This is a genomic window from Paenibacillus rhizoplanae (genome assembly GCF_042684125.1).
GTDB classification, from domain to species: Bacteria; Bacillota; Bacilli; order Paenibacillales; family Paenibacillaceae; genus Paenibacillus_AQ; species Paenibacillus_AQ rhizoplanae.
In genome coordinates this window covers 21,266-41,883 of the sequence record NZ_JBHUKY010000032.1, presented here as the reverse complement: position 1 = coordinate 41,883, position 20,618 = coordinate 21,266, and the positions used below count along the sequence as shown (strand labels likewise).

The following is a 20,618-nucleotide window of genomic DNA, read 5'->3' as shown; positions in this document are numbered from 1 at the left end:
CTGAATCCGACTTATGAGAGACGCTTAAGACTAGTCAAGAATAGCGTGAATGTCGCTTTCTTTCATAATCAGATATTCTTTGCCTTCGTATTTGATTTCAGTTCCGGCATATTTCGAGAAAAGCACACGGTCGCCTTCTTTTACTTCCAGCGCTACACGGACTCCGTCTTTCAAAGTTCCGCTGCCTACAGCGATAATAGTACCTTCTTGCGGCTTCTCTTTGGAAGAGTCTGGAAGCACGATCCCGAAAGAAGTGGTTTCCTGTTGCTCGCTTGGTTCTACCAATACGCGTTCACCTAGTGGTTTAATCATGAAAAAATAGCCTCCTTTGAAATTATGTGATTTGCCTTGAAAACATAGATTGAGCTGCGGGGATCTGCGCCATCAGCATCCGTTACGGAATGCTGCTCCGGCCAATCCCGGTTTTTCAGCAGCGTTAGCACTCAACCCTCTGTAGTGCTAACAACAATTTTTATGATACTCAACTTGAAGACGGATTTCAAGTCCTTTTACGTAAAATCGTATTTGTTTTTGCCAAAATTATGGTTTCAGCGCTTGTCCGACACACACTTTACTCCATTCTATCCAACAAGGGGCATATTATGCCCCCATCCCTCTAATCTGCCTTCACATACCGCGCCTCCCGCTTAGCATCCTCAGCCAATTGCCTGCGGTAGACGAATGCGGACAGAAATACGCTGAATTCATACAGCACCAGCAGCGGAATCGTCACCAGAAAGTCCGAGATGAAATCAGGCGGCGTAATAACCACAGCAATGAACACAAGCGCGAAATAGGCATAACGGCGCATCTTGCGCAGACGCAGCGGGTTAAGCACCCTGAGCTTGGTCAGGAACATGACAATCAGCGGCAGCTCGAAGAGCAGGGCCAGCGGAATTACCAGGCTGAACAGAAACTCGAAGTATTCGGCGATGCCGTAGGTCTCCTCAAGCCCCATATTCCGCGTAATCGAGATCGTGAAGGATAAGGCCATAGGGAACACTATGTAATAGGCAAAAGCAATGCCGGCAATAAACAACACAAACACATATGGCACATAACGCAGGGCAGCGCTCCGCTCCACAGGCCGCAGGCCGGGGCTGATGAACGCCCATAGCTGGAAGACGATAAACGGCACAGAGAAGACCAGCGAGACTGCCATAGCGATCTTCATATACATCCCGATTCCGTCCCAGAAGGAGAACGCATGCAGAATGAAGCCTTGCGCAACATCGGCGCTTATAAGATACAAATAGATTGGTTTGGCGACGAATAAGCCGAGCACAAGTCCGGCCACGAACACGATCAGCACGTAGATAAGACGTCTGCGCAGCTCCGTCAGATGATCGACGAGGGACATTTCTTCCGCTTCCAGAGACATGACTGACACCACCCGGATTGATATGAATATGGTTATATACATTAGAGAAAAAAGGAGCGCCGCCCCGGTCTATAAGCAGACCTGGGAAAGACGCCCCTGCGTGGGAACCTTAAAATTATTCCGGCAGACGGCGGTCCTGCGGAAGTTCTGTTGCTACCGTCTGCGCAGCCACAGGAGCAGGTGTCTCGCTCCGCTTGGCCGGTTCCGGCTCGTTCACAATCTCCCGCGCGCCGTCCTTGAATTCACGGAAGGTACGCCCGACTGCCCGCCCCAGCTCAGGAAGCTTATTGGGACCAAAGAGCAGCAGCGCCAAGATAACCAACAAGATAATTCCGGGTGTGCCAATACCACCTAACATACCGGTTTCCTCCCATCCTTCTGTCCGTTCATGACAATAGTTAACGATAAAATAATAATACCATAACTTATATCACACATCCATCGTCTATCCTGAACGATTTAGACAAAAGTGAAGAGAGCAGAGTCCGATTACTGGCGGTATTGTCCCGTAACCATTAACAGAGCTTCCGGCAGCTGGTCCATAATCGCCGCCAGATTCTCATGTACCCCCTTCGGGGTACCGGGCAGATTGACAATCAGGGTTCTTCCGCGGATACCGCAGATTCCCCGGAACAGCATAGCTGCGCGGTTCTTCTGCATCACCGTACTGCGCATCGCCTCGGAGAGTCCAGGCACTTCGCGTTCAATGACCCGCCGCGTCGCCTCCGGCGTCACATCGCGGATGGCCAGATCGGTTCCGCCGGTTGTCAGCACCAGATCCGCCTTGAAATAATCCGTAAGCTCAATCAATGCAGCAATAATCTCATCCTGCTCATCAGGCACGATCCGGTATTCAATGATCTCGCCGCCCAGCTCCTCCTCCACCAGCTCCCGAATCACCTGGGCGCTCGTGTCTTCCCGTTCGCCCCTGGCCCCTTTATCGCTGGCCGTCAGGATTGCTGTTTTCCACGCCATAGGTTGTCCCTCCCTCTCTATGTACTATGTATGTCCGGCTGCTGAAGCAGCTGCCGCTGCGCCTTCGGCTGTATCATTCCCTGCTGCTGCTCTACTCTGCCTCCAGCGCGTAATCCCCATTCTTGCCGCCGCTCTTGGACACCAGCATCGTAGGTCCGATAATCATGTCCTTCTGCAGCGCCTTGCACATATCATATACGGTCAGCGCAGCTGCCGATACGGCAGTCAGCGCCTCCATCTCCACCCCGGTCTTGCCGGTAGTGCTGACGGTTGCTTCTATATATAGTTCATCTTTGTTGTTATCCATGAAGCGGATATCCACTCCGGTAAGCGGTAGCGGGTGGCACATGGGAATCCAGCTTGCGGTCTGCTTCGCCGCCATGATTCCTGCAACCTGAGCTACCGCTAGCACATCGCCCTTGCGGATCGTTCCCGCCTTAATGGCGCTCAGCGTCTCCGGGGCCATATGCACCTGGCTTCTGGCTGCTGCTGTCCGCTTCGTAACTTCCTTGTCGCTCACATCCACCATGCGGGCTCTGCCCTGCTCGTTGAAATGAGTTAATTCCATGTAGCCTCTCCTTCCGGCAATCCCAGATGCCGTTCTCCGTAATCAGCAGATCCATCAGGGCATCATGCTCTTCAAGCGGTACTTCGGGTACCAGCTGGAGGCCGTAGGCCAGACCAATCCACATAGGCTTGGCAGCCGTGCCGGAGACTCCGGCCTCCAGGGCAGTGCGCAAGCGGTCATAATAACCGCGTCCGTAGCCGAGGCGGCCGCCCCGCCGGTCAAAGGCCAGTCCGGGCACGAAGATGACCTCCGGCCAGCCGCTTCCCCGTCCTGCTTGCGCGATGGGGCCGGCAAGTGCAGCACTCCCGGCTGGCGGCTCCATGATCCCGTAGGTTCCAGGGACAAGCTCATCCCAGGAGCTTACCTGGTGAAGGCTTAAGTCCCCGCTCTCCCGGTTGACGCGGGGAAGCAGCACCTCATGCCCTTCCGCCCACGCCGCCGCAAGCAGCGGACGGCAGTCCAGCTCGGAGCGGAATGGCGCATAAGCAAGCAGGGAAGCTGCTCCTTCCTGTGAGAACCAGCTCCAGGCATGAGCGCTTACCCGGGCGGATAACAGCTCCCGCTGCTCCATGAGCAAGGCATCGCGGAGCGCGGTATTCCCGGCGCGAAGCTCGCGCTTCCGCCCGGCTAGCCGCATGCTGCTGTCCTGCATAGGCAGCCTCCTCCTTCACTTATTCCTAGCTTATCATAGTTTGTAAGCTCAGTTTACCACTCTTCTCACCGGTTCGCCAAGGTTGATTCATTCCCCTTGTTAGAAGAATGGACCTCGCACGGCTAAGCTTTTTCATGTAAACTGGAGAATAAGATTAGACAATCGCCGGGGCGCAAGCCGCCAAGGCCAATTTGCAAGGGCGGAGGTTTCATCAGAATGCTTCTTCAAGCGACAGGAATTACGAAATCATACGGTATACAAAGCGTGCTGGACGGCATCAGCCTCATGGTGAACGAGAGGGAGAGAGTCGGGCTGGTTGGCGTCAACGGAGCAGGCAAATCGACCTTTCTGCAGATTCTCGCGGGTGAGATGTCTTATGACAGCGGGCAAATTCATAAGTCCAAGGAAACTACGATAGGGTACTTAGCCCAGAACAGCGGCCTACAATCGGATAACACTATACAGGAAGAGATGCTCGCCGTATTTGCGCCTCTGCTGGAAGCGGAAGCCGAGCTGCGGCAGCTGGAGACGGACATTGCCGATCCGGCGCTTGCCGAAGATCCGAAGCGTTATGAGGATCTGCTGGAGCGTTATGCCAGACGCTCCGACTGGTTCAAGGATCACGGCGGCTATGAGATCAATACACGCATCCGCAGTGTGCTGCACGGGATGGGCTTCGGGGAGTTCGCACCGGATACTCCGATCTCAACGTTAAGCGGAGGCCAGAAGACACGACTGGCACTGGCCCGCATCCTGCTTCAAGCACCTGATCTGCTTATGCTCGATGAGCCGACCAACCATCTGGATATCGAGACGCTCACCTGGCTGGAGGATTATCTGCGCGGCTACGCCGGAGGCATCCTGGTCGTCTCCCATGACCGGTATTTCCTCGACCGCCTGGTAACGACCATCGTGGAGATTGAGCGCCATCAATCGCGCAGATACACAGGCAACTACAGCCGTTATATGGAGCTGAAGGCTGCGGAATACGAGATTCGTATGAAGCAGTATGAGAAGCAGCAGGACGAAATTTCGCGGATGGAGGATTTCGTGCAGCGCAACATTGTCCGGGCCTCCACCACCAAGCGGGCACAGAGCCGCCGCAAGGCGCTCGACAAGATGGAGCGCATCGACAAGCCGCTGGGCGACCTGAAGAAGGCCAGCTTCTCCTTCGAGCCTGACTTCATGTCCGGTAAGGAGGTACTACAGGTCCGTGAGGTCGCAGTCTCCTTCAGTCCTGAGGCTGCACCGCTCTTCCGCAATGCCTCCTTCGAGCTGCGGCGCGGCGAGACAGCGGCGCTGATCGGGCCGAACGGGATCGGGAAGTCCACACTGCTACAATGTATGACCGGCACCCGCGAGCCTTCCCGCGGAACCGTGAACTGGGGAACCAAGGTGAAGATCGCCTACTATGACCAGGAGCAGACCCGGCTGAATCCGCGCAATACTGTGCTGGAGGAGCTGTGGAGCGAATATCCGATGCTGGAGGAGGCCAGAATCCGCACGATTCTCGGCAACTTCCTGTTCAGCGGCGAGGATGTACTTAAGAAGGTAGCTGCGCTGAGCGGCGGCGAGAAGGCCCGGGTGGCCCTGTCCAAGCTGATGCTGCGCGGAGCCAATATGCTGATTCTCGATGAGCCTACCAACCATCTGGATCTCATTAGCCGCGAGGTGCTCGAATCGGCCCTGATCGATTTTGAAGGCACATTGCTGTTCATTTCCCATGACCGTTATTTCCTCAACAAGATGGCTGAACGGGTACTTGAGCTGCACCCGGACGGAATTGATCAGTATTTGGGCAATTATGACGACTATATTGAGAAAAAGCTTGAGCTCAAAGCAATTGCCGAAGAGGAAGCCGAGCTTGCCGCCGCCAAGTCCTCCCGCAGTGCCGACAGCGAAGTTACATCCGCAGAGAAAGGCGGCTCCCTCTCCTATGAGGCGGACAAGCAGGCCAAACGCGAGGAACGTAACCGCCTGCGCCGCATCTCTGAACTGGAGGAGAATATCGCGAAGCTGGAGGAAGCCATCTCGGGGATTGAGCATGAGATGACTAAACCTGAGGTGTATCAGGATTATATGGCACTGCAGGAGCATGAAAGTGAGCTGAAGGACAAAAAACGCGAGCTGGGAGATTTATTTAGCGAATGGGAGAAACTGGCTGAGGAATAATGTAAAGACGCTTCAAAAAAAATTTTAACAGTTTCCAATTTGTTCAAATGTAGTTATCCACAGCCCCATCCACAGTTTCCGTGCATAACTATCGTCTGAAAATAGCCCTTTGGGGCTTTTTTCATGCGTAAAATGGCTACTTTGCTTGTCAAGGACTTTTTATCCACCGAATTATCCACATTATCCACAATTCTCACAATTCTGTTTCATAGCATAACCTCCTGTTTATGGTGCTCGCAAAAAAGGCGTTATTGCTGATTTTACACGGTTTTTACACAAATCGTGCGGAATATGTGGATAACGTTGTCCACAGGTTGACAAATGCCGCATGGGGCAAAAATCTTGCTGGATAAAGCCCGCAAAAAAACGCATCTCCCAAGTCCGTAAAAAACGGCATTGGCAAGATGCGTTAAAGCAAAGGCGCTATAGCTGCTCCTGTTGCTGCTGATGCTTTGGGCTACCCCGCTCTAGCTGTTCACCGCTGAGCCGGGAGTGGGCACCTCCGATTCCGACAGCAGCGCCGCATTACAAGCGGCGATGTAAGCAATGCCTGCGGCCATCACAATATCGTGATGGATGGCCGTGCCCCGGAACTTGGTGTCCTTCCACTCCACCATGACGGCGGCCTCGGCCTGGGCATTCCCGCCGCTGCCGAGGGAATGCAGCTCCAGCCCGTCGAAGCGGATATCCTCGGCAATCCCTTGCCCTATAGCGGCAATGATTGCTTCCAGCGGACCGTCTCCGGTGCTGGTCTGGGTCGTCTCTGCGCCGCTTTGCAGATGGCGCACTGTCACTGCAGCCACGCGGCGCGGTGCGCTGCCGGCCAGGACCTGGACCTCGCCGAGCGCATAGACCTGCGCCTGCTGTCCTGTGGTGCTGCTGACCATCCGCAGTAGCTCATCATCGCTGACGGCCTTCTGGCGGTCGGCCGTCTCCTTGAAGGATTCGTAGAGCGCGTCCAGCTCCGCCGAATCCAGGGCAATACCGTACTTCGCGGCGCGGTCCTTCAGCGCATGCCTGCCGGAATGCTTGCCGAGGATAATCATGCTGCGCGGGATGCCCAGCCGTTCCGGGTCCATAATCTCGTAGGTGCTGCGGTCCTTCAGCAGACCGTCCTGATGGATGCCGGATTCATGCTGGAAGGCATTGCGCCCGACCACCGGCTTGTTGAAGGCAATCGGGAAATGCATCGCCCCGCTGATCATCCGCGAGGTGTCATACAGCTTATCCAGCACGATTCCAGTCTCGGCGCCGATAGAGTCTCCGCGTGTCTCCAGCGCCATTACCAGCTCCTCCAGCGCACAGTTGCCGGTGCGCTCGCCCACACCGTTGACCGTGACCTCAATCTGCGTGGCGCCGCCTTCAATGGCCGCCAGGCTGTTCGCTACGGCGAGGCCCAGATCGTTGTGGCAGTGGGCGCTGTAGATGACCTTGTCGCCGCCCCGGGCCCCAAGCCGCACACGCCGGAACATCTCTCCATATTCCTGCGGCAGCGCATAACCTACCGTGTCCGGCAGATTGATAATCGAAGCGCCCTCTTCAATCACCGCCTCGACCATCTCGATCAGATCGTCGATACCCGTCCGCGCAGCGTCCATTGCAGTGAACTCTACCACGTCGCAGAACTGGCGGGCATAAGCCGTCATCTCTCTGGCAACCGCTACAACCTCAGGACGGCTCATGCGCAGCTGATGGCGCAGGTGGATGTCGGAGGAGGAAATGAACAGATGAATCCGCCGCCGCGCAGCATCCCGGGTGGCCCGTACAGCAGCATCGATATCCCCCTTGACCGCACGTGCGAAGCCGCAGATCTCCACGCCCTGAATGTTGCGGGAGATCGTCTCCACCGCGGCGAAATCCCCCGGGCTGGATACAGGGAACCCCGGCTCCATGACATCCACTCCCAGGTCCGCCAGCTTGGCGGCCAGAATAATCTTTTGCTCAGGGGTAAGACTGGCCCCCGGGGCCTGCTCCCCATCGCGCAGCGTCGTGTCAAAAATCTGAATTCGTTTCTTTACCGGAATGATCATCTTAATTCCTCCTCAAATTAGGTTTATATAATGAAGGGCTGCCTCCTAAAAAGCACAAAGACCCCCCGTCTCTTATAAAGAGACGGGGGGTCAGCCCTCCGCGGTACCACTCTTTTTGACGCATAGGCTCCTGATGTATAGAAGTCCCGGCTGCGTCCAGCTTAGCATCAGATCTCCCTATCCTAGGTAAGAGGAAATTCGGGGGATCTGAATAGTCCGGTAACGGGGACATCCGTAGCAGCGTACCTGTAGCTCTTTCCGCTGCTCCGCTCACGGGCGAGATTCGCCAGCCTCTGGTGTCTGCGTCGCACCTCCCCGCAGCTCTCTGTTCACCTTAGCCGTCTACTACTCCCGATCCTTGCGTGTCATTCCTATTTATTTCCTTCTTATTTGTGCACAAAAAAGCCCGCCGTCTCATTCAAGAGACGACAGGCTGTTCACTGTCGCGGTACCACTCTTGTTGATATCCGAACCCGCTAACCTTCCAGCTGTTCTGCGATACCCACTCCATGTCTGCAAGGTTCCCGGAATGTTCCCACTCCGCCAAAGCCCTGACTGACCACCCTCTCACGGAGGTTAACCGTAACGATGTACCTAAGGTCGCCGGATTACATGCTGTACCGGCCAATGCCCCTGTTCAAAGAGCCCCTTGCTTCCACCGCTCCGCTCCCGGACGAGTTCAGGTCTCCATCGACTGCGTCGCACCTGCCCGCAGCTCTCTTATCCCGGAGTGACCTTACTGCTTCCGATCATTGTGTTTGTTCAAATATAAGATGATTGAATTGAACTGATTATACCCGGCGGCTTCTGCAAAAGTCAATAGGCAGATACCGACCACTTCTCCAGCGAATAGCCGGGATCGGCTACCATATCCAGCGGAATCCCGCCTTCATGTCTCCATTTCACGTAAGCTGCGGCACCAATCATCGCCGCATTATCCGTACAATACACGGGAGGAGGGATAATCAGCTCAATCCCTTCTGCCCCGCAGCGCCGGGTCAGGGCTTCACGCAGCCCCTTGTTCGCCGCTACCCCTCCGCAGAGCAGAAGCTGCTCCGCGTGGTATTCACGGACGGCACGGATCGCCTTCTCGACCAGCACTTCAACTACGGATTCCTGGAAGCCGCGAGCAATGCCCGCAACATCCGGCACAAGCCCCTTCATCTTGCTCTGATTCACCGCATTCAGCACCGCAGACTTCAGGCCACTGAAGCTGAAGTCATACGAACCCGGCTCCAGCCACACACGCGGCAGAGCGAAGGCTGCTTCCGCTTCATGCGCCAGCTTGTCCACATGCGGCCCTCCCGGATAAGGAAAGCCCAGGGCACGCGCTACTTTGTCGTACGCTTCGCCGACCGCATCGTCACGGGTGCGCCCGATGATCCGGAACCTGCCTTCCCGCTCCATATGCACCAGCTCCGTATGCCCCCCAGACACGACCAGCGTCATGCCCGGATACTTCAATTCCTTGACCAGCCGGTTGGCATAGATATGACCGGCAATATGATGCGTGCCGATGAGCGGCTTGCCCCAGGCCAGCGCCAGGCTTTTGGCAGCCACGACTCCCACCAGCAGCGCCCCCACCAGCCCCGGACCCTGCGTTACCGCCACAGCCGTCAGCTCCTGCGGACGTACGCCTGCCGTGCTTAAAGCTTCTTCAATGACCAGCGTAATCACCTCGACATGCTTGCGGGAGGCCACTTCAGGCACCACACCCCCGAATGCCCGGTGGGTCTCAATCTGGCTGGAAATGATATTGGACAACACCTCGCACCCATCCTTCACTACAGCTACAGAGGTCTCGTCACAGCTGGTTTCAATCGCCAGAATCAATACAGGCTCCCTTGCGCCCGTGTCTGTCTTCATTTCAAGTCCACGCTTCCTTCCGTTACAGCTTGCACCCCGTACTCCGGCAGATCGGCCCACATGATGAGCGCATCCTCGCGGTTGTCCGAATAATAGCCCTTGCGGGTACCGGCAGGCTTGAAGCCTTTTTTGCGGTATAAATTCTGGGCCACCTCATTGGAGACCCGTACTTCAAGCGTGATCGACTTCATACCGAGATAAGCCGCCGTCTTCATCAGCTCGTCCAGCAGCCGCTCACCCCATTTACGCCCCCGGTATGCCTCCAGCAGTGCAATATTAGTCACATGCGCCTCATCGACAATCGCCCACATTCCCGCGTAGCCGATAATATGCCCTGCCAGCTCCATTACCATATATTTAGCAAAATGATTGTGGGTCAGCTCGTTGCGGAAGGCTTCCTCTGTCCAAGGCATGGTGAAGGCCTCCCGTTCAATCACAAGAATCGCAGGCACATCCTCCAGCCGCATCAGGCGAAAAACAAGCTCAGTCCCCTGAGCTGGTCTACGTTCCGGTTCGATCATCGTGTATTCAGGCTCCCTTCGCTGCTGCGGCGCAGATTCGCCTCCGCCTCCGACAGCTGCGTATAATTGGGAATCAGCGTATGCAAATCTCCACTCTCTTCGTAGAGACCCGACTCCGCCAGGAATCCGGTCCAGCGTCCTTCCAGCTCATAAGGCAGTGCCTGGACGTTGGCGGCTTCCATCAGCGGAGCCAGCGTATCCGTACTTCCGTGCAGCGCCGTCTCGCCTACGAACCACAGGGTGTCCGGCAGATTGCCCTCAGCTGCGGCTTCCTTCAGGCGTACCGCCAGCTCTTGCACCCAGTCGGCCATCAGCCGGATGGCATCCGGCGCCAGCCGCCGGGGCGGCTTGTCCCCGTCCGCCGCGAATACAGCGGTGTACGCTTGTCCCCGCCGGGCATCGATAAGGGGAATGATCCAGTCTGTTCCTGCCGAACCAGATGCAGAAGCCGCATGATATCCGCCCCAGGCCAGCGCATGGAGGCTGGATACGCCGGTAACCGGAACGTTCCAGGCCCAGGCCAGCGTCTTGGCTGCGGTCACAGCGATCCGTGTTCCGGTATAGGAGCCCGGACCGATCCCGACCGAGATTCCGCCGATGGTATCGGCCGTAGTGGCAGACGCCTGGAGCGCCTGCTCAATAATAGGCAGCAGATGAACCGAATGGTTCCGCTCCCCGGAAGCATTGATCTCATGCAGCAGCTCCCCGCCGTTAGTAACGGCCACTCCCAGAACTGCCGTTGATGTATCCAGCGCCAAAAACCGCTTGCGCGGCTCATTATTCGAGTTCGTCATGTTTCTTTACCCCACTTCTGGATCAGCATCCGGCACACTTCGCCGTAAGACTCTCCGATTCCGGTCACCGTTATCTCCCGTTCATCCGGGCCGGCGGTCTTCAGCTCTATATGGAGATGCCGCGGCGGCATCAGGTCCTTAATAATCCGGCTCCACTCCACCAGACTCACACCATCGCCATAGAAATACTCTTCCAGCCCCAGCTCGTCCGCTTCCTGCAGCGATATCCGGTATACATCCATATGATACAGCGGCAGACGTCCTTCATACTCTTTGATAATGGTAAAAGTAGGACTATTCACAATGCCCTCCACCCCTAAATGGCGCGCATAGCACTGCGAGAACGCCGTTTTGCCTGCACCTAAATCTCCGTCAAGGCCGATGACCATCCCTTCCGATGACACGGCAGCAATGGCGGCGGCAAGTGCCTCCGTATCCTGAAGGCTGAATGAACGGTACGTAAACACCGTTTGTTTATTATTGTCCAAAGCTGCAACTACCACCTTTTTGAAGTCCCTAACGGTTAACAATATCCTTAATTATATCGGTATGCTACTTGCACCGCAACAGCCTCTGTCAGTCCCTTGAGACCGTTTGAGCCGCCGCAGGCTTCCCCGGATGCCGGGAGAACAGGCTATGCAGCACCATTCCGCCAATAATGATCGCAATCCCCGCCCATGAGAGGAAGGAAGGCAGCGGCGAAGCCAGCAGGAGCATCTCCCCCAGCAGAGCGAACAGTACCTCCAGTGACTGGGTCGCTTCCACAGCTGCCAGACTGCTCATGCTGCCTTGGACCAGATCGGTTGCCCGGAAAAATAGCACCGTCGCCACAATTCCCGAACTGAGTGCAACGATGACCGATTGTCCTACCTGAGAGGAGGAGGGCAGCCCTGTATCTGCCATGCCGTACAGGGCAATAGCCAGCCAGAAAGGCAGGCTGGCAAGCGTCATGCCGAGAATCCGCTGGAATACATCCAGCTGGCCGCCGCACAGCTCCATCATCTTGCGGTTGCCGAGCGGATAAGCGAAGGAAGCGATAAGTACCGGGACAATGCCCAGCAGGACCTGGGAAGGAGCGAGCTGCCGCGCCTGCTCTACTTGCAGCAGCGCTACTCCGGCGAGAATAATCAGGGAGAGGAGCAGCCCGCGCAGCGGGATTTTACCTCTTATGTATACTTGTCCTCCCGGTCCGCTGACCCATTCTCCGAAGAACGGAGCGAGCAGCGAACCGGAGATAATTGTGATCTGCCACGTTCCCGCGCTCAGCCAGCCCGGTGCATACGCAGCAGCGAAGCAGATGGGCGCGTAGAACAGGCCGAACCCGACAGTGCCCCACAGCAGCCAAGCCCCCGGACGCTCTCTCATCGCAGCCAGCAACGGCTTCAGCCTCCCTCTTCCGGCCACAATCGCCAGCAGCAGCGGCAGCGTGAACAAGTACCGCAGCGAGGCGCTCCAGGCCCAGCTTCCTCCCGCAAGCTCCATCCTCCGGTTCAGCACAAACGTCACCGCAAAAAACAGCGCCGAGCACACACCCAGCAATATCGGACGCACTTCCATCATCTCTTTTCGTCAAAATTCTTCTTCCAAATATAGGGGGTCACCACTCCCGGCGTCAATATCTGTGTCAGCTATAATTATGGACCGTTGCCAGTTGTAGCCATGGGAAGGTTGCTTAAGAAATTTACGCGAATAGGTTACTTAAGTACCTCTGAGTCCGCCTGATTACACATAACGAAATTTCTACCATTAAGAGCACTACAGTCCACAACACACCGCACCCACCTCGCTTCATGTACCCATAAGCCGCTCCACGCTCACTTTCACAAATTCAGGTGCACTTATACACCTTATTCGCGCTCTACGCCCACTTTCCACGAATTCAAGTGCACTTGTACACCTTATTCGCGCTCTACGCCCACTTTCCACAAATTCAGGTGCACTTTTACACCTCATTCGCGCTCTACGCCCGGCCCTGAGCATCACGGGTGTTGGCTGTCAGGCCACAAAAAAAGCAGGGTACTCCCCGCGATGGTCACACCGCCAAGAGAACCCCCTGCTCCAATGAGTATTTTACCTGGAAACCTACCGAACTTATTGTGCTAACCCGCTACTTCCCCTGCTCCTCCAACCGCTCAACACCAACAGTCTGCGTATTCGTCGGCCGGGAGCCTACCTGAACCGTTGCCATGCCGTTATCGGAATCGACATGCTCAATCCAGACCGGCTCACCGTCGAGATGCACCGCGATCTTGTCCTTGGAAGCGTAAATATCCTTCGCACGTGTTATATCCATTCTCTTCCTGCCTCCTTATTCCTCGTCATCTTCCGCCGGAAGCTCCCCTATCGTTGCATCGGCATCCAGCAGGCTTGCGTCCTCATCCAGTCCGGCATCCTCCGGGTCGGCAATAATATTGTCCCAATTGACTGCCTCTGCCGGAATATCCTGCTCGGATAACGCATCGCTCCAGTGATAGTGCTCCTTGTCCATAATGCCTCCTCTTCTCGCTATGTGCTTGTGCAAGCTGAGCAGCATTATTTTTTCCCATGACTCTCAAATAATGCATCCGGCTAGAAAAAGCTCTGCCGCCCCATACTAAGCCATACCACATCCCATCAGGAGGCGATTCTTATGCATACCGTTTGGAAAGGAGCCATCAGCTTCGGGCTTGTGCATGTTCCGGTCAAGATGTTCTCCGCCACGGAGGATAAAGACATCTCGCTGCGCTACATCCACAAAGAATGCGGCAGTCCGCTGTCTTATGTACGTAAATGTCCTGTCTGCGACAAGGAAGTCGCCTGGGAGGAGATCGGCAAGGGGTACGAATATGAGAAGGGCAAGTTTGTCCTGTTCGACAAGGAGGAGCTGGATCAGCTAAGCGAAGAGAGCAGCAAGAGCATCACCATACTGGATTTCGTGGATTTGACGGAGATCGACCCGATTTATTTCCAGAAGACCTATTATTTATCGCCCGATCAGGCAGGTGCCAATGCCTACCGTCTGCTGATGGAGGCGATGCGTCAGACCGGGAAGATCGGTATTGCCAAGATCTCCATCCGCTCCAAAAGCAGTCTGGCCGCCATCCGCGTCCTGGCCGATTGCCTGGCGATTGAGACGATCTATTACCCGGACGAGGTCCGTCCGGTATCACAGGTCCCGGGCCTGCCGGAGCCGGGCAGTGTGAACGACAAAGAGCTGGACATGGCCAAGCTGCTGATTTCACAGCTGTCCACCCCGTTCGAGCCTGCCAAATACACCGATGATTACCGCCAGCGGATGCTTGATCTGATCACGCATAAGATTGCAGGCGAAGAGTTCCATATTGCTCCCGCCCGCCAGGAGAATAATGTTATCGATCTAATGGCCGCCCTACAGGCCAGTATCGAGGCAGTGCAGCATATTCCTTCCGATCCCGGACCCGCCAAGGGGGGAAGCGGGGCTAAGCCGAAGACTGCTGCAGGAGCGAAGAAACGTCCGGCCAAGGCCACTGCCGCCACGACTACAACCGATACACCCGCCGCTCCGGTTGTAGATGAAGCCACCGGACCGATTCCGGTGATTGCCCCGAAGCCGAAGCGCAGAAGCGCGAAGAGCAAGGGCACCGGTGCCTAGCGGCCGGACGTCTGCACCCGCCGCCAAGCTGGACAGCTCCCTTCAGCTTCAGCCCGTCACTCCGTTTGAGCCTGTGTTAGCATCAGTGCTTCCAAGCGGGGACCAGTGGATCGCCCAGATCAAATGGGACGGCGTGCGGATGATCTCCTATTACGACGGGAGCCATGCCGAACTGATTAACCGCCGGGGCAACCGGCGCACGCTCCAGTATCCTGAGCTGGCCGGACCAGAGAGCTATTGCCGGGCCGGCTCCTTCATTCTGGATGGCGAGATCATTGCGCTCAGCGGCGGCAAGCCCTCCTTCCATGAGGTCATGCGGCGGGACAGCCTGAAGAACGAGGCTGCGATCCGGGCAGTGCAGCCGCAGGTTCCGGTGCTGTATATGGTATTTGATATGCTGTACTGTGACGGCATCTGGCTGCTGGACGAACCGCTTTACCGGCGGCAGGAGCTGCTGAAGGAGATGCTGCTGCCCCATTCCCATGTGCAGCAGGTGCCGAGCTACCCGGACCCCGCCCAGTTGCTCACCGCTGCGCGGCAAGGCAGTCTGGAAGGGATCGTCTGCAAGGATCTGGACAGCACCTATGCGCCCGGCGGCAAAGACAAGCGTTGGCAGAAGCTCAAGATTATCTCCGATGTCACCGCAGTCGCCGGTGGTGTCACCTTCCGGGACGGCATCGTGAATGCGCTGCTCTTCGGCCTGTATGATGATACAGGCGGGCTGCATTATATCGGACATGCCGGGGCGGGCAGAATGACTGTCCAGGACTGGCGGACGCTGACCGAACGGATTCCGGGGCTTGTCACAGAGCATATGCCGTTTGCCGCACTTCCGCAGCGAAGCTCAGGCTCCGTTTGGATTAAGCCTGAGCTGGTGTTTAAGCTGCATTTTCTGGAATGGAATCCCTCCGGCACCTTCCGCCAGCCTGTGATTCAGGCTCAGGTCGATCTGCCCGCCCATTCTTGTTCTTTAAGCCAGAGGGGGTTCTAGCTGCCTATTGCGGAGTAAGACTTCCGGCAATTTTCAGCAGTTCAGCCTTACTCTGCACAGTGTTCCGGGTATCCGTTAATGTGTACTCCCTGCTGCCGTCCGTGCTGCTCCACTGCAATTGAGATTTCAGCTTGTCATGATGCGGCCCGAACGAGGTGAACATCATCTCCTGCCCGTTAACCTGCACCTGCTCATCCTTGTCCCCCGGCAATAAGGCCAGTGTAACTCCAGCCGGAAGCTTGCTTGCAGGCTCGGCACGCAGGCTCAGCACCTCTCCCTTGCGGGTATACGTCAACGTAGTGACATGACCGCTCCATGGGAGCATTTTGGAGACGACCTTTTTACCGGCTGCTGTGGATTGTTGCTTGAGTTTCTCCCTGAGCTGCACATATTCTTCCTCATACGAAAAAGGAATGTCAGGGCTGATGACTGCCTCCTTCAGCACATAATTTTTCGGCAGCGAAGCCGGGGCCATTAATACACCTCCGCCCATCGACGATAATTTCTGCGCCGCTTTGCTTACAGACGTATAACTAAGAGGTACGTAACTGATATCCAGACTATCCAGCGTATTGATTTTGGCATCATTCACATACACGGCCCGGATTTCCCCTGCGTTCAAGGGAAGCTCGTTCGCCTTGGCCAGCAATGCATCGATTGGGGATAGCCCAGCGGGCTTACCCGGATTTTCGGTTTCTTCCCACAGAATGCCGTTGCTTTTATTTTTCAATTTATCAGGCAGCCTTCCCGCTGCTCCCACCGACCCCGCTACTGCGCTCAGCAGCATGGACAGGCATATTGCGGCAACAGCCGCTTTCTTATGCTGAATCATAATTCGATCCCTTCCTTCCAGTTCATTTGTTGTTCCCTCACCGCTGCACCATACCGGCGGCAATGCTCTCCCATTGCTCCCGGGTCAACCGCTTATCCGGCGGGTCCGTAATCAAAGCAAGCCCTCCGTAGGCGTTATCATACCAATACAGTATGCTTACTGAACTTCCGTTCTCTTCTCCAGCGCCTGCCCCCGGAATGAACAGCAGCTCCTTATCCTCGTAGGTCCATAGTTCAGCGGTTTGGCCGGGGGATACGTGAATTTGCGAAGGACCGGTTGTTGCTGCGTTATTCCAGAATAACTGAAGCTTCAGCTGCTGGCTGCCATCCTGATAGATCACCTCGGCGCTTGCGATATTCTCCAAGGGCCATAAAGTTGCAGCCAGCGGATTCCCGTCCGGAGCAGCTTCCGTTTTGGCCTTCAATGCCTCCAGTGCCAGCCTATACTCCGGCTCAAACGCAGAGGGGGTTTTGGCGAACAGCCGGCCCTCGGCAAACTGTAACCCGCCTATTCGCTCAGGCGGCAGTGCAAAGCTCCACTTGCCCGTTTGCTCCCGGGCGGCTGACAGCTTCGCGTAGTTGGTATACGTAACCGTTCTGCTAGTGAAAAATAGCGGTTTCCCATAACCCAGCCCGTTCATCAATGCAATCAATTCACTGTCATTGACATAATAAGCTGCTGTCTCTCCCGGCTGTAAATCCGCTTGCGCCTGTTGTTCATATTGCTCCCTTAGCTTAAAGAAACGTTCTCGGGCAGAGCTAGAGCCAATGTAGGCCGGCGTGTAGACCTTCAATTCTGCATTCTTCACCTGTGCCACAATTCTGCCGCCGTTATCCTTCAAGACCAGAGGCTGCCCCTCCGTCTGCCGGATGACCGCAAAGTCCGGGTGCAGCGTCCCCGTAGTTTCCTGGTCCGTCACATGGCGGAGAACGCTAAACCCAGCCAGCCCCAGCAGCGCAACTGCGCAGAGTCCGGCGGCCAGCCTTCTGCCCCGCTGTACCACAGGACGCTTCGCAGGCATTTGCTGCCTGGTTATCACAGGCCCCTGCCTAACCATTTCTGGCACCGCTTGCCCCGGTGAAGCTGGCGTTCCGCCGCCCTCTGATGCAAGACGCTGGTCATGGATGACCCGTACCCGCTCCATAACGGATGACTTAACATCAATGCTGCCCGCTGCCTCACCTGCGCCCATTCGTCTTATCCTTTTTTCTTCAGCAGTGAATTGCTCGTCCATGGTGATGCCTCCCCCTCTCTTTGCGATTGCAGCAGGTCGGTGAGCTTAACGATCGTACGCCGGTATCTTTTCTTGACCGCATCCTGATTCTTGCCCAGAATGACGGCGATTTCGGCAAAGCTCTGCTCTTCAAAAATCCGCAGCACCAGCAGGTTCCGCTCCTCCGGCTTCAGCCGGGATAGCGCTACAGCGAGCGGTTCATCGAACAGGAATCGGTCCATCTGCTGCTCCGGGCTTTCCGCATATTTCTGCGGCCGCAGCAGCAGCATCACCCGGCTCTGCCGCTGGCGCTGGCGGATAACCGCCAGGCAATGATGATAGGCGATTTTATACAGCCATGAAGAGAAGCTGACCAGCGGACGATACTTGCCGATATTTTGATAGGCTTTGACCAGAATCTCCTGCACGGCATCCTCCGCCTCTGCCCCGCTGCCTAGCAGACGGCTGCAATAACGGTACATCGGCTGCTGAAAAGCTTCAACGATCCGCCCGTACTGCTCCACTTCGCCGTTTTGAACCTTAACAACGAGGTGTTCCATTTCATCCAAAATCGTAAAACGCTCCTCTCTTCTAGCTAACACTCTTATAAGCGCCTGCTCGGGCCAAAAGGGACATTTTGCGTAAAAAAAGTACACTGGCTTGTCTTTGCCGGAATCCCGACTGAAAAACTAAAGTAAGGCAAATACTAAATAGATTGAACTTGGAATTTAAGTTAAGGGGAAAGTGGCGGAGGGGAATTTTGGAACTGGAGGAGCGGTAGCGACCGCCTTTGTCTGCGGATTTCAACCGTTAAAAACGGTATAAAATCATGAAATCTGCAGACAACAGCGGCCGGAAGTCCAAAACTTCTCTGGAGTCACGGATAACCCTTAAATATAAAAATCATTGGTTCAATCTATATAGGCAGACATAGACAAGCCTAAGGAGGGGTGTCCCATGCCAGCGGCCACTAAAGGAACTATTACCGTAGACGGGCAGCAAATCAGCATCACCAATCCCGACAAACCGCTTTGGCCCGAGATGGGCATCACTAAGCAGATCTATCTGCAAAAGCTTGCAGCCCTCTCGCCCTACCTGCTGCGCTATTGCAAGGACCGGCTGCTCACGGTGATCCGCTATCCCCACGGCGTCCCCGGGATGTCCTTCTATCAGAAGAACGCCCCGGAGCCGCTGCCGGAATTCGTCAGCACGGCGGTGCAGGATGATATTACCTACATTGTGCTGCAGGGCCTGCCGGAGCTGCTCTGGCTGGGCAATCTGGCCGCGCTCGAATTCCATCCCTCCCTCCATTATGCCGGCAGTACACTGCCCTGCGAATGGATGATCGATCTGGACCCTTCGCTTGAGGTCGAACCGCGGATTATGGAAGCTGCTGCTGTGGTAGGAGAGGTGCTGAGATCGCTCGGGCTGGCCTCGGTTCCCAAAACCTCGGGAGCCACCGGAGTGCAGATCATTGTTCCGGTTAAGCCGGGGGTCACCTTCGATGATCTGCGCCGGATCGGGCATTTCGTAGGCCGTTATGTTACCGAGAAGCGGCCCGATCTCTTCACCCTGGAGCGCCTGAAGAAGCATCGCGGGGACAAAATATACTTCGATTATCTCCAGCATTACGGCGGCAAAACACTCGCTGCCCCTTACACCCCGCGCGCCCGGCCGCTGGCTACTGTCTCCACTCCCCTCCTGTGGGAGGAGGTTGAACGGGGCGTCAAGCCTACAGATTTTAACCTGCTGAATATAGAAGAGCGGCTCAGCCGGTTAGGAGATCTGATTGCCAAGGTTCCTCCTCAGCCGGTCGAAGCAATTATTGCCAAGCTTCCCTCAGGACAGCAATAAGCCCGCAAATGCCATTCTCAGGCTGCGGGCTTACCCTGGCGTCCTTAATCAGGACGGAAGGTATTATTATATATGGGCATGCGGCGAAGCAAGTCAGGACCGCCGTATGGGTTACTCTGTCGTTCGTAAATATACCTTCCTTCGAAGCGTTCCGGCTGAACCGGTGACGCTAATGCTAATGAATTGCTTTTTTCTTGAATCGGCCGCCCTTAACATCATGGATATTGCCTATCGCGATGAATGCTTCGGTATCCCAATCCTCTACGATAGACTTCAGCTTCGCTTCTTCCAGACGGGTAATAACTACAAAGATCACTTTCTTGTTATCGCCGGAGAATCCGCCTTCACCATCAAGATAAGTCACTCCGCGTCCCAGACGCTCCGTCAGAGCTTCGCCGATATCACGGAATTTATCGCTGATAATCCATACCGATTTCGACTGATCCAGACCTTCAAGTGTAATATCTATCAGTTTAAAAGCAATGTAATAAGCAATTAATGAAAACATCGCATTGTTCCACCCGAACACAAAACCAGCGCCGGACAGAATAAACAGGTTGAAGAACATGACGACTTCCCCTACAGAGAACGGAAGCTTCTTGGACACAAGAATGGCTACAATCTCAGTTCCGTCAAGCGATCCGCCATAACGGACAACGAGTCCAACCCCCACTCCTAGGATTACCCCTCCGAATACTGCTGCCAGCAGCGGCTCAACCGTAATAGGATTCACAGGATGGAGCAGTTGGGTTCCAATGGACATCAGAACTACAGCGAATAGAGTAGATAAGGCAAACGTCTTGCCAATCTGCTTATAACCGATGACCAGAAACGGCAGGTTAAGCAGGGTTAACAAAATACCGAGCGGTATATTAAAAATATGGGACAACATAATGGAAATACCGGTGATTCCGCCATCAATCAACTTATTGGGAACAAGAAAAATTTCAAGGGCAACAGACATCATGGCCGCTCCGATGACAATCATCACAATCCGCTGGGCCAGTCTTGCCGTCTTGAACACTCCAGACTTCTGCGGCTTCTTCTGTTCTTCACTCGTAAAGATATGTTGGCTTACATTCATAGAACTCCCCCTATAAATAGTATATCTAAGAAGCTTACGAAAGCGAACGTACAGTCGTGCTTTCTCCCCTGTTCT

23 protein-coding genes and 1 other annotated feature are annotated in these 20,618 nt (G+C 55.4%); of the genes, 4 read left to right on the top strand and 19 right to left on the bottom strand.

Going from position 1 to position 20,618, the window contains the following annotated elements; genetic code table 11:
• Positions 1-30 precede the first annotated feature (30 nt).
• From groES to ACFSX3_RS18370, 6 genes are all read right to left on the bottom strand, one after another.
• Positions 31-312 carry a co-chaperone GroES gene (gene groES, locus ACFSX3_RS18395; RefSeq protein WP_036693725.1) on the bottom strand — a complete coding sequence of 94 codons (282 nt, stop codon included), beginning with the start codon at positions 310-312 and terminating at the stop codon, positions 31-33.
• A 304-nt stretch (positions 313-616) separates the two neighbouring features.
• Positions 617-1,381: a twin-arginine translocase subunit TatC gene (gene tatC / locus ACFSX3_RS18390; RefSeq protein WP_209993297.1), complete on the bottom strand. Its 765-nt coding sequence runs from the start codon at positions 1,379-1,381 to the stop codon at positions 617-619.
• A gap of 115 nt (positions 1,382-1,496) precedes the next feature.
• Entirely contained in the window at positions 1,497-1,739 is a 243-nt protein-coding gene (locus tag ACFSX3_RS18385) for a twin-arginine translocase TatA/TatE family subunit (RefSeq protein WP_209993296.1), read from the bottom strand.
• A 131-nt stretch (positions 1,740-1,870) separates the two neighbouring features.
• Positions 1,871-2,356, bottom strand: a complete 486-nt coding sequence (locus tag ACFSX3_RS18380; protein WP_209993295.1) for a MogA/MoaB family molybdenum cofactor biosynthesis protein — start codon at positions 2,354-2,356, stop codon at positions 1,871-1,873.
• 91 nt (positions 2,357-2,447) lie between these two features.
• Complete coding sequence (moaC, locus tag ACFSX3_RS18375) at positions 2,448-2,885, bottom strand: cyclic pyranopterin monophosphate synthase MoaC (RefSeq protein ID WP_339222602.1); 438 nt, start codon at positions 2,883-2,885, stop codon at positions 2,448-2,450.
• Positions 2,794-3,576, bottom strand: a complete 783-nt coding sequence (locus ACFSX3_RS18370; RefSeq protein ID WP_379257747.1) for a 5-formyltetrahydrofolate cyclo-ligase — start codon at positions 3,574-3,576, stop codon at positions 2,794-2,796. The genes moaC and ACFSX3_RS18370 overlap by 92 nt, the downstream gene beginning before the upstream one ends.
• A gap of 216 nt (positions 3,577-3,792) precedes the next feature.
• On the opposite strand from ACFSX3_RS18370, the gene ACFSX3_RS18365 reads away from it, so the two are divergent.
• Entirely contained in the window at positions 3,793-5,748 is a 1,956-nt protein-coding gene (locus tag ACFSX3_RS18365; protein ID WP_209993293.1) for an ABC-F family ATP-binding cassette domain-containing protein, read from the top strand.
• 467 nt (positions 5,749-6,215) lie between these two features.
• On the opposite strand, the gene ACFSX3_RS18360 is transcribed toward ACFSX3_RS18365, so the two are convergent.
• The 9 genes from ACFSX3_RS18360 to ACFSX3_RS18320 all read right to left on the bottom strand — a co-directional run bounded on the left by ACFSX3_RS18360 (position 6,216) and on the right by ACFSX3_RS18320 (position 13,447).
• Positions 6,216-7,778: a 2-isopropylmalate synthase gene (locus ACFSX3_RS18360; protein ID WP_209993292.1), complete on the bottom strand. Its 1,563-nt coding sequence runs from the start codon at positions 7,776-7,778 to the stop codon at positions 6,216-6,218.
• A 75-nt stretch (positions 7,779-7,853) separates the two neighbouring features.
• Positions 7,854-8,146 (bottom strand) — a binding site (T-box leader).
• Positions 8,147-8,196: 50 nt separating this feature from the next.
• Positions 8,197-8,325, bottom strand: a complete 129-nt coding sequence (locus ACFSX3_RS18355; RefSeq protein WP_379257750.1) for a hypothetical protein — start codon at positions 8,323-8,325, stop codon at positions 8,197-8,199.
• Positions 8,326-8,594: 269 nt separating this feature from the next.
• On the bottom strand, positions 8,595-9,644 hold the full coding sequence (gene tsaD, locus ACFSX3_RS18350) for a tRNA (adenosine(37)-N6)-threonylcarbamoyltransferase complex transferase subunit TsaD (RefSeq protein WP_209993291.1): 1,050 nt from the start codon (positions 9,642-9,644) through the stop codon (positions 8,595-8,597).
• Positions 9,641-10,165 (bottom strand): ribosomal protein S18-alanine N-acetyltransferase, encoded by a 525-nt coding sequence (gene rimI, locus ACFSX3_RS18345; RefSeq protein ID WP_209993290.1) that lies wholly within the window; start codon positions 10,163-10,165, stop codon positions 9,641-9,643. Before rimI ends, tsaD begins: the two co-directional genes overlap by 4 nt.
• Positions 10,162-10,959, bottom strand: coding sequence for a tRNA (adenosine(37)-N6)-threonylcarbamoyltransferase complex dimerization subunit type 1 TsaB (gene tsaB, locus ACFSX3_RS18340; RefSeq protein ID WP_209993289.1), 798 nt, complete (start codon positions 10,957-10,959; stop codon positions 10,162-10,164). Before tsaB ends, rimI begins: the two co-directional genes overlap by 4 nt.
• Positions 10,956-11,447 carry a tRNA (adenosine(37)-N6)-threonylcarbamoyltransferase complex ATPase subunit type 1 TsaE gene (tsaE, locus tag ACFSX3_RS18335; RefSeq protein WP_209993288.1) on the bottom strand — a complete coding sequence of 164 codons (492 nt, stop codon included), beginning with the start codon at positions 11,445-11,447 and terminating at the stop codon, positions 10,956-10,958. The genes tsaB and tsaE overlap by 4 nt, the downstream gene beginning before the upstream one ends.
• Positions 11,448-11,535: 88 nt before the next feature.
• The gene (locus tag ACFSX3_RS18330) at positions 11,536-12,510 is read right to left on the bottom strand and encodes a DMT family transporter (protein ID WP_209993374.1); all 975 of its coding nucleotides are present in this window, start codon (positions 12,508-12,510) and stop codon (positions 11,536-11,538) included.
• Between the two features lie 556 nt (positions 12,511-13,066).
• Positions 13,067-13,252: an H-type small acid-soluble spore protein gene (locus ACFSX3_RS18325; RefSeq protein WP_209993287.1), complete on the bottom strand. Its 186-nt coding sequence runs from the start codon at positions 13,250-13,252 to the stop codon at positions 13,067-13,069.
• A 15-nt stretch (positions 13,253-13,267) separates the two neighbouring features.
• Positions 13,268-13,447 (bottom strand): hypothetical protein, encoded by a 180-nt coding sequence (locus ACFSX3_RS18320; protein ID WP_209993286.1) that lies wholly within the window; start codon positions 13,445-13,447, stop codon positions 13,268-13,270.
• A gap of 141 nt (positions 13,448-13,588) precedes the next feature.
• Here ACFSX3_RS18320 and ku point away from each other — a divergent pair, with 141 nt between their 5' ends.
• A complete protein-coding gene (gene ku, locus ACFSX3_RS18315; RefSeq protein WP_209993285.1) occupies positions 13,589-14,569 on the top strand; it encodes a non-homologous end joining protein Ku in 981 nt (326 codons plus the stop codon).
• Entirely contained in the window at positions 14,562-15,560 is a 999-nt protein-coding gene (locus ACFSX3_RS18310) for an ATP-dependent DNA ligase (RefSeq protein ID WP_379257755.1), read from the top strand. Before ku ends, ACFSX3_RS18310 begins: the two co-directional genes overlap by 8 nt.
• Before the next feature lie 4 nt (positions 15,561-15,564).
• Here the strand turns inward: ACFSX3_RS18310 and ACFSX3_RS18305 are convergent, their stop codons facing one another.
• From ACFSX3_RS18305 to ACFSX3_RS18295, 3 genes are read right to left on the bottom strand one after another with little or no spacing between them, the layout of a single operon-like run.
• On the bottom strand, positions 15,565-16,392 hold the full coding sequence (locus tag ACFSX3_RS18305; RefSeq protein ID WP_209993284.1) for a hypothetical protein: 828 nt from the start codon (positions 16,390-16,392) through the stop codon (positions 15,565-15,567).
• Between the two features lie 37 nt (positions 16,393-16,429).
• Positions 16,430-17,626, bottom strand: coding sequence for a hypothetical protein (locus tag ACFSX3_RS18300; protein ID WP_209993283.1), 1,197 nt, complete (start codon positions 17,624-17,626; stop codon positions 16,430-16,432).
• The gene (locus tag ACFSX3_RS18295; RefSeq protein ID WP_379313132.1) at positions 17,590-18,165 is read right to left on the bottom strand and encodes an RNA polymerase sigma factor; all 576 of its coding nucleotides are present in this window, start codon (positions 18,163-18,165) and stop codon (positions 17,590-17,592) included. The genes ACFSX3_RS18300 and ACFSX3_RS18295 overlap by 37 nt, the downstream gene beginning before the upstream one ends.
• A 397-nt stretch (positions 18,166-18,562) precedes the next feature.
• Between ACFSX3_RS18295 and ligD the strand changes: the two genes are divergently transcribed.
• Complete coding sequence (ligD, locus tag ACFSX3_RS18290) at positions 18,563-19,459, top strand: non-homologous end-joining DNA ligase (RefSeq protein WP_209993281.1); 897 nt, start codon at positions 18,563-18,565, stop codon at positions 19,457-19,459.
• Between the two features lie 175 nt (positions 19,460-19,634).
• Here the strand turns inward: ligD and ACFSX3_RS18285 are convergent, their stop codons facing one another.
• Positions 19,635-20,543, bottom strand: coding sequence for a YitT family protein (locus ACFSX3_RS18285; RefSeq protein ID WP_379313114.1), 909 nt, complete (start codon positions 20,541-20,543; stop codon positions 19,635-19,637).
• Positions 20,544-20,618 lie beyond the last annotated feature (75 nt).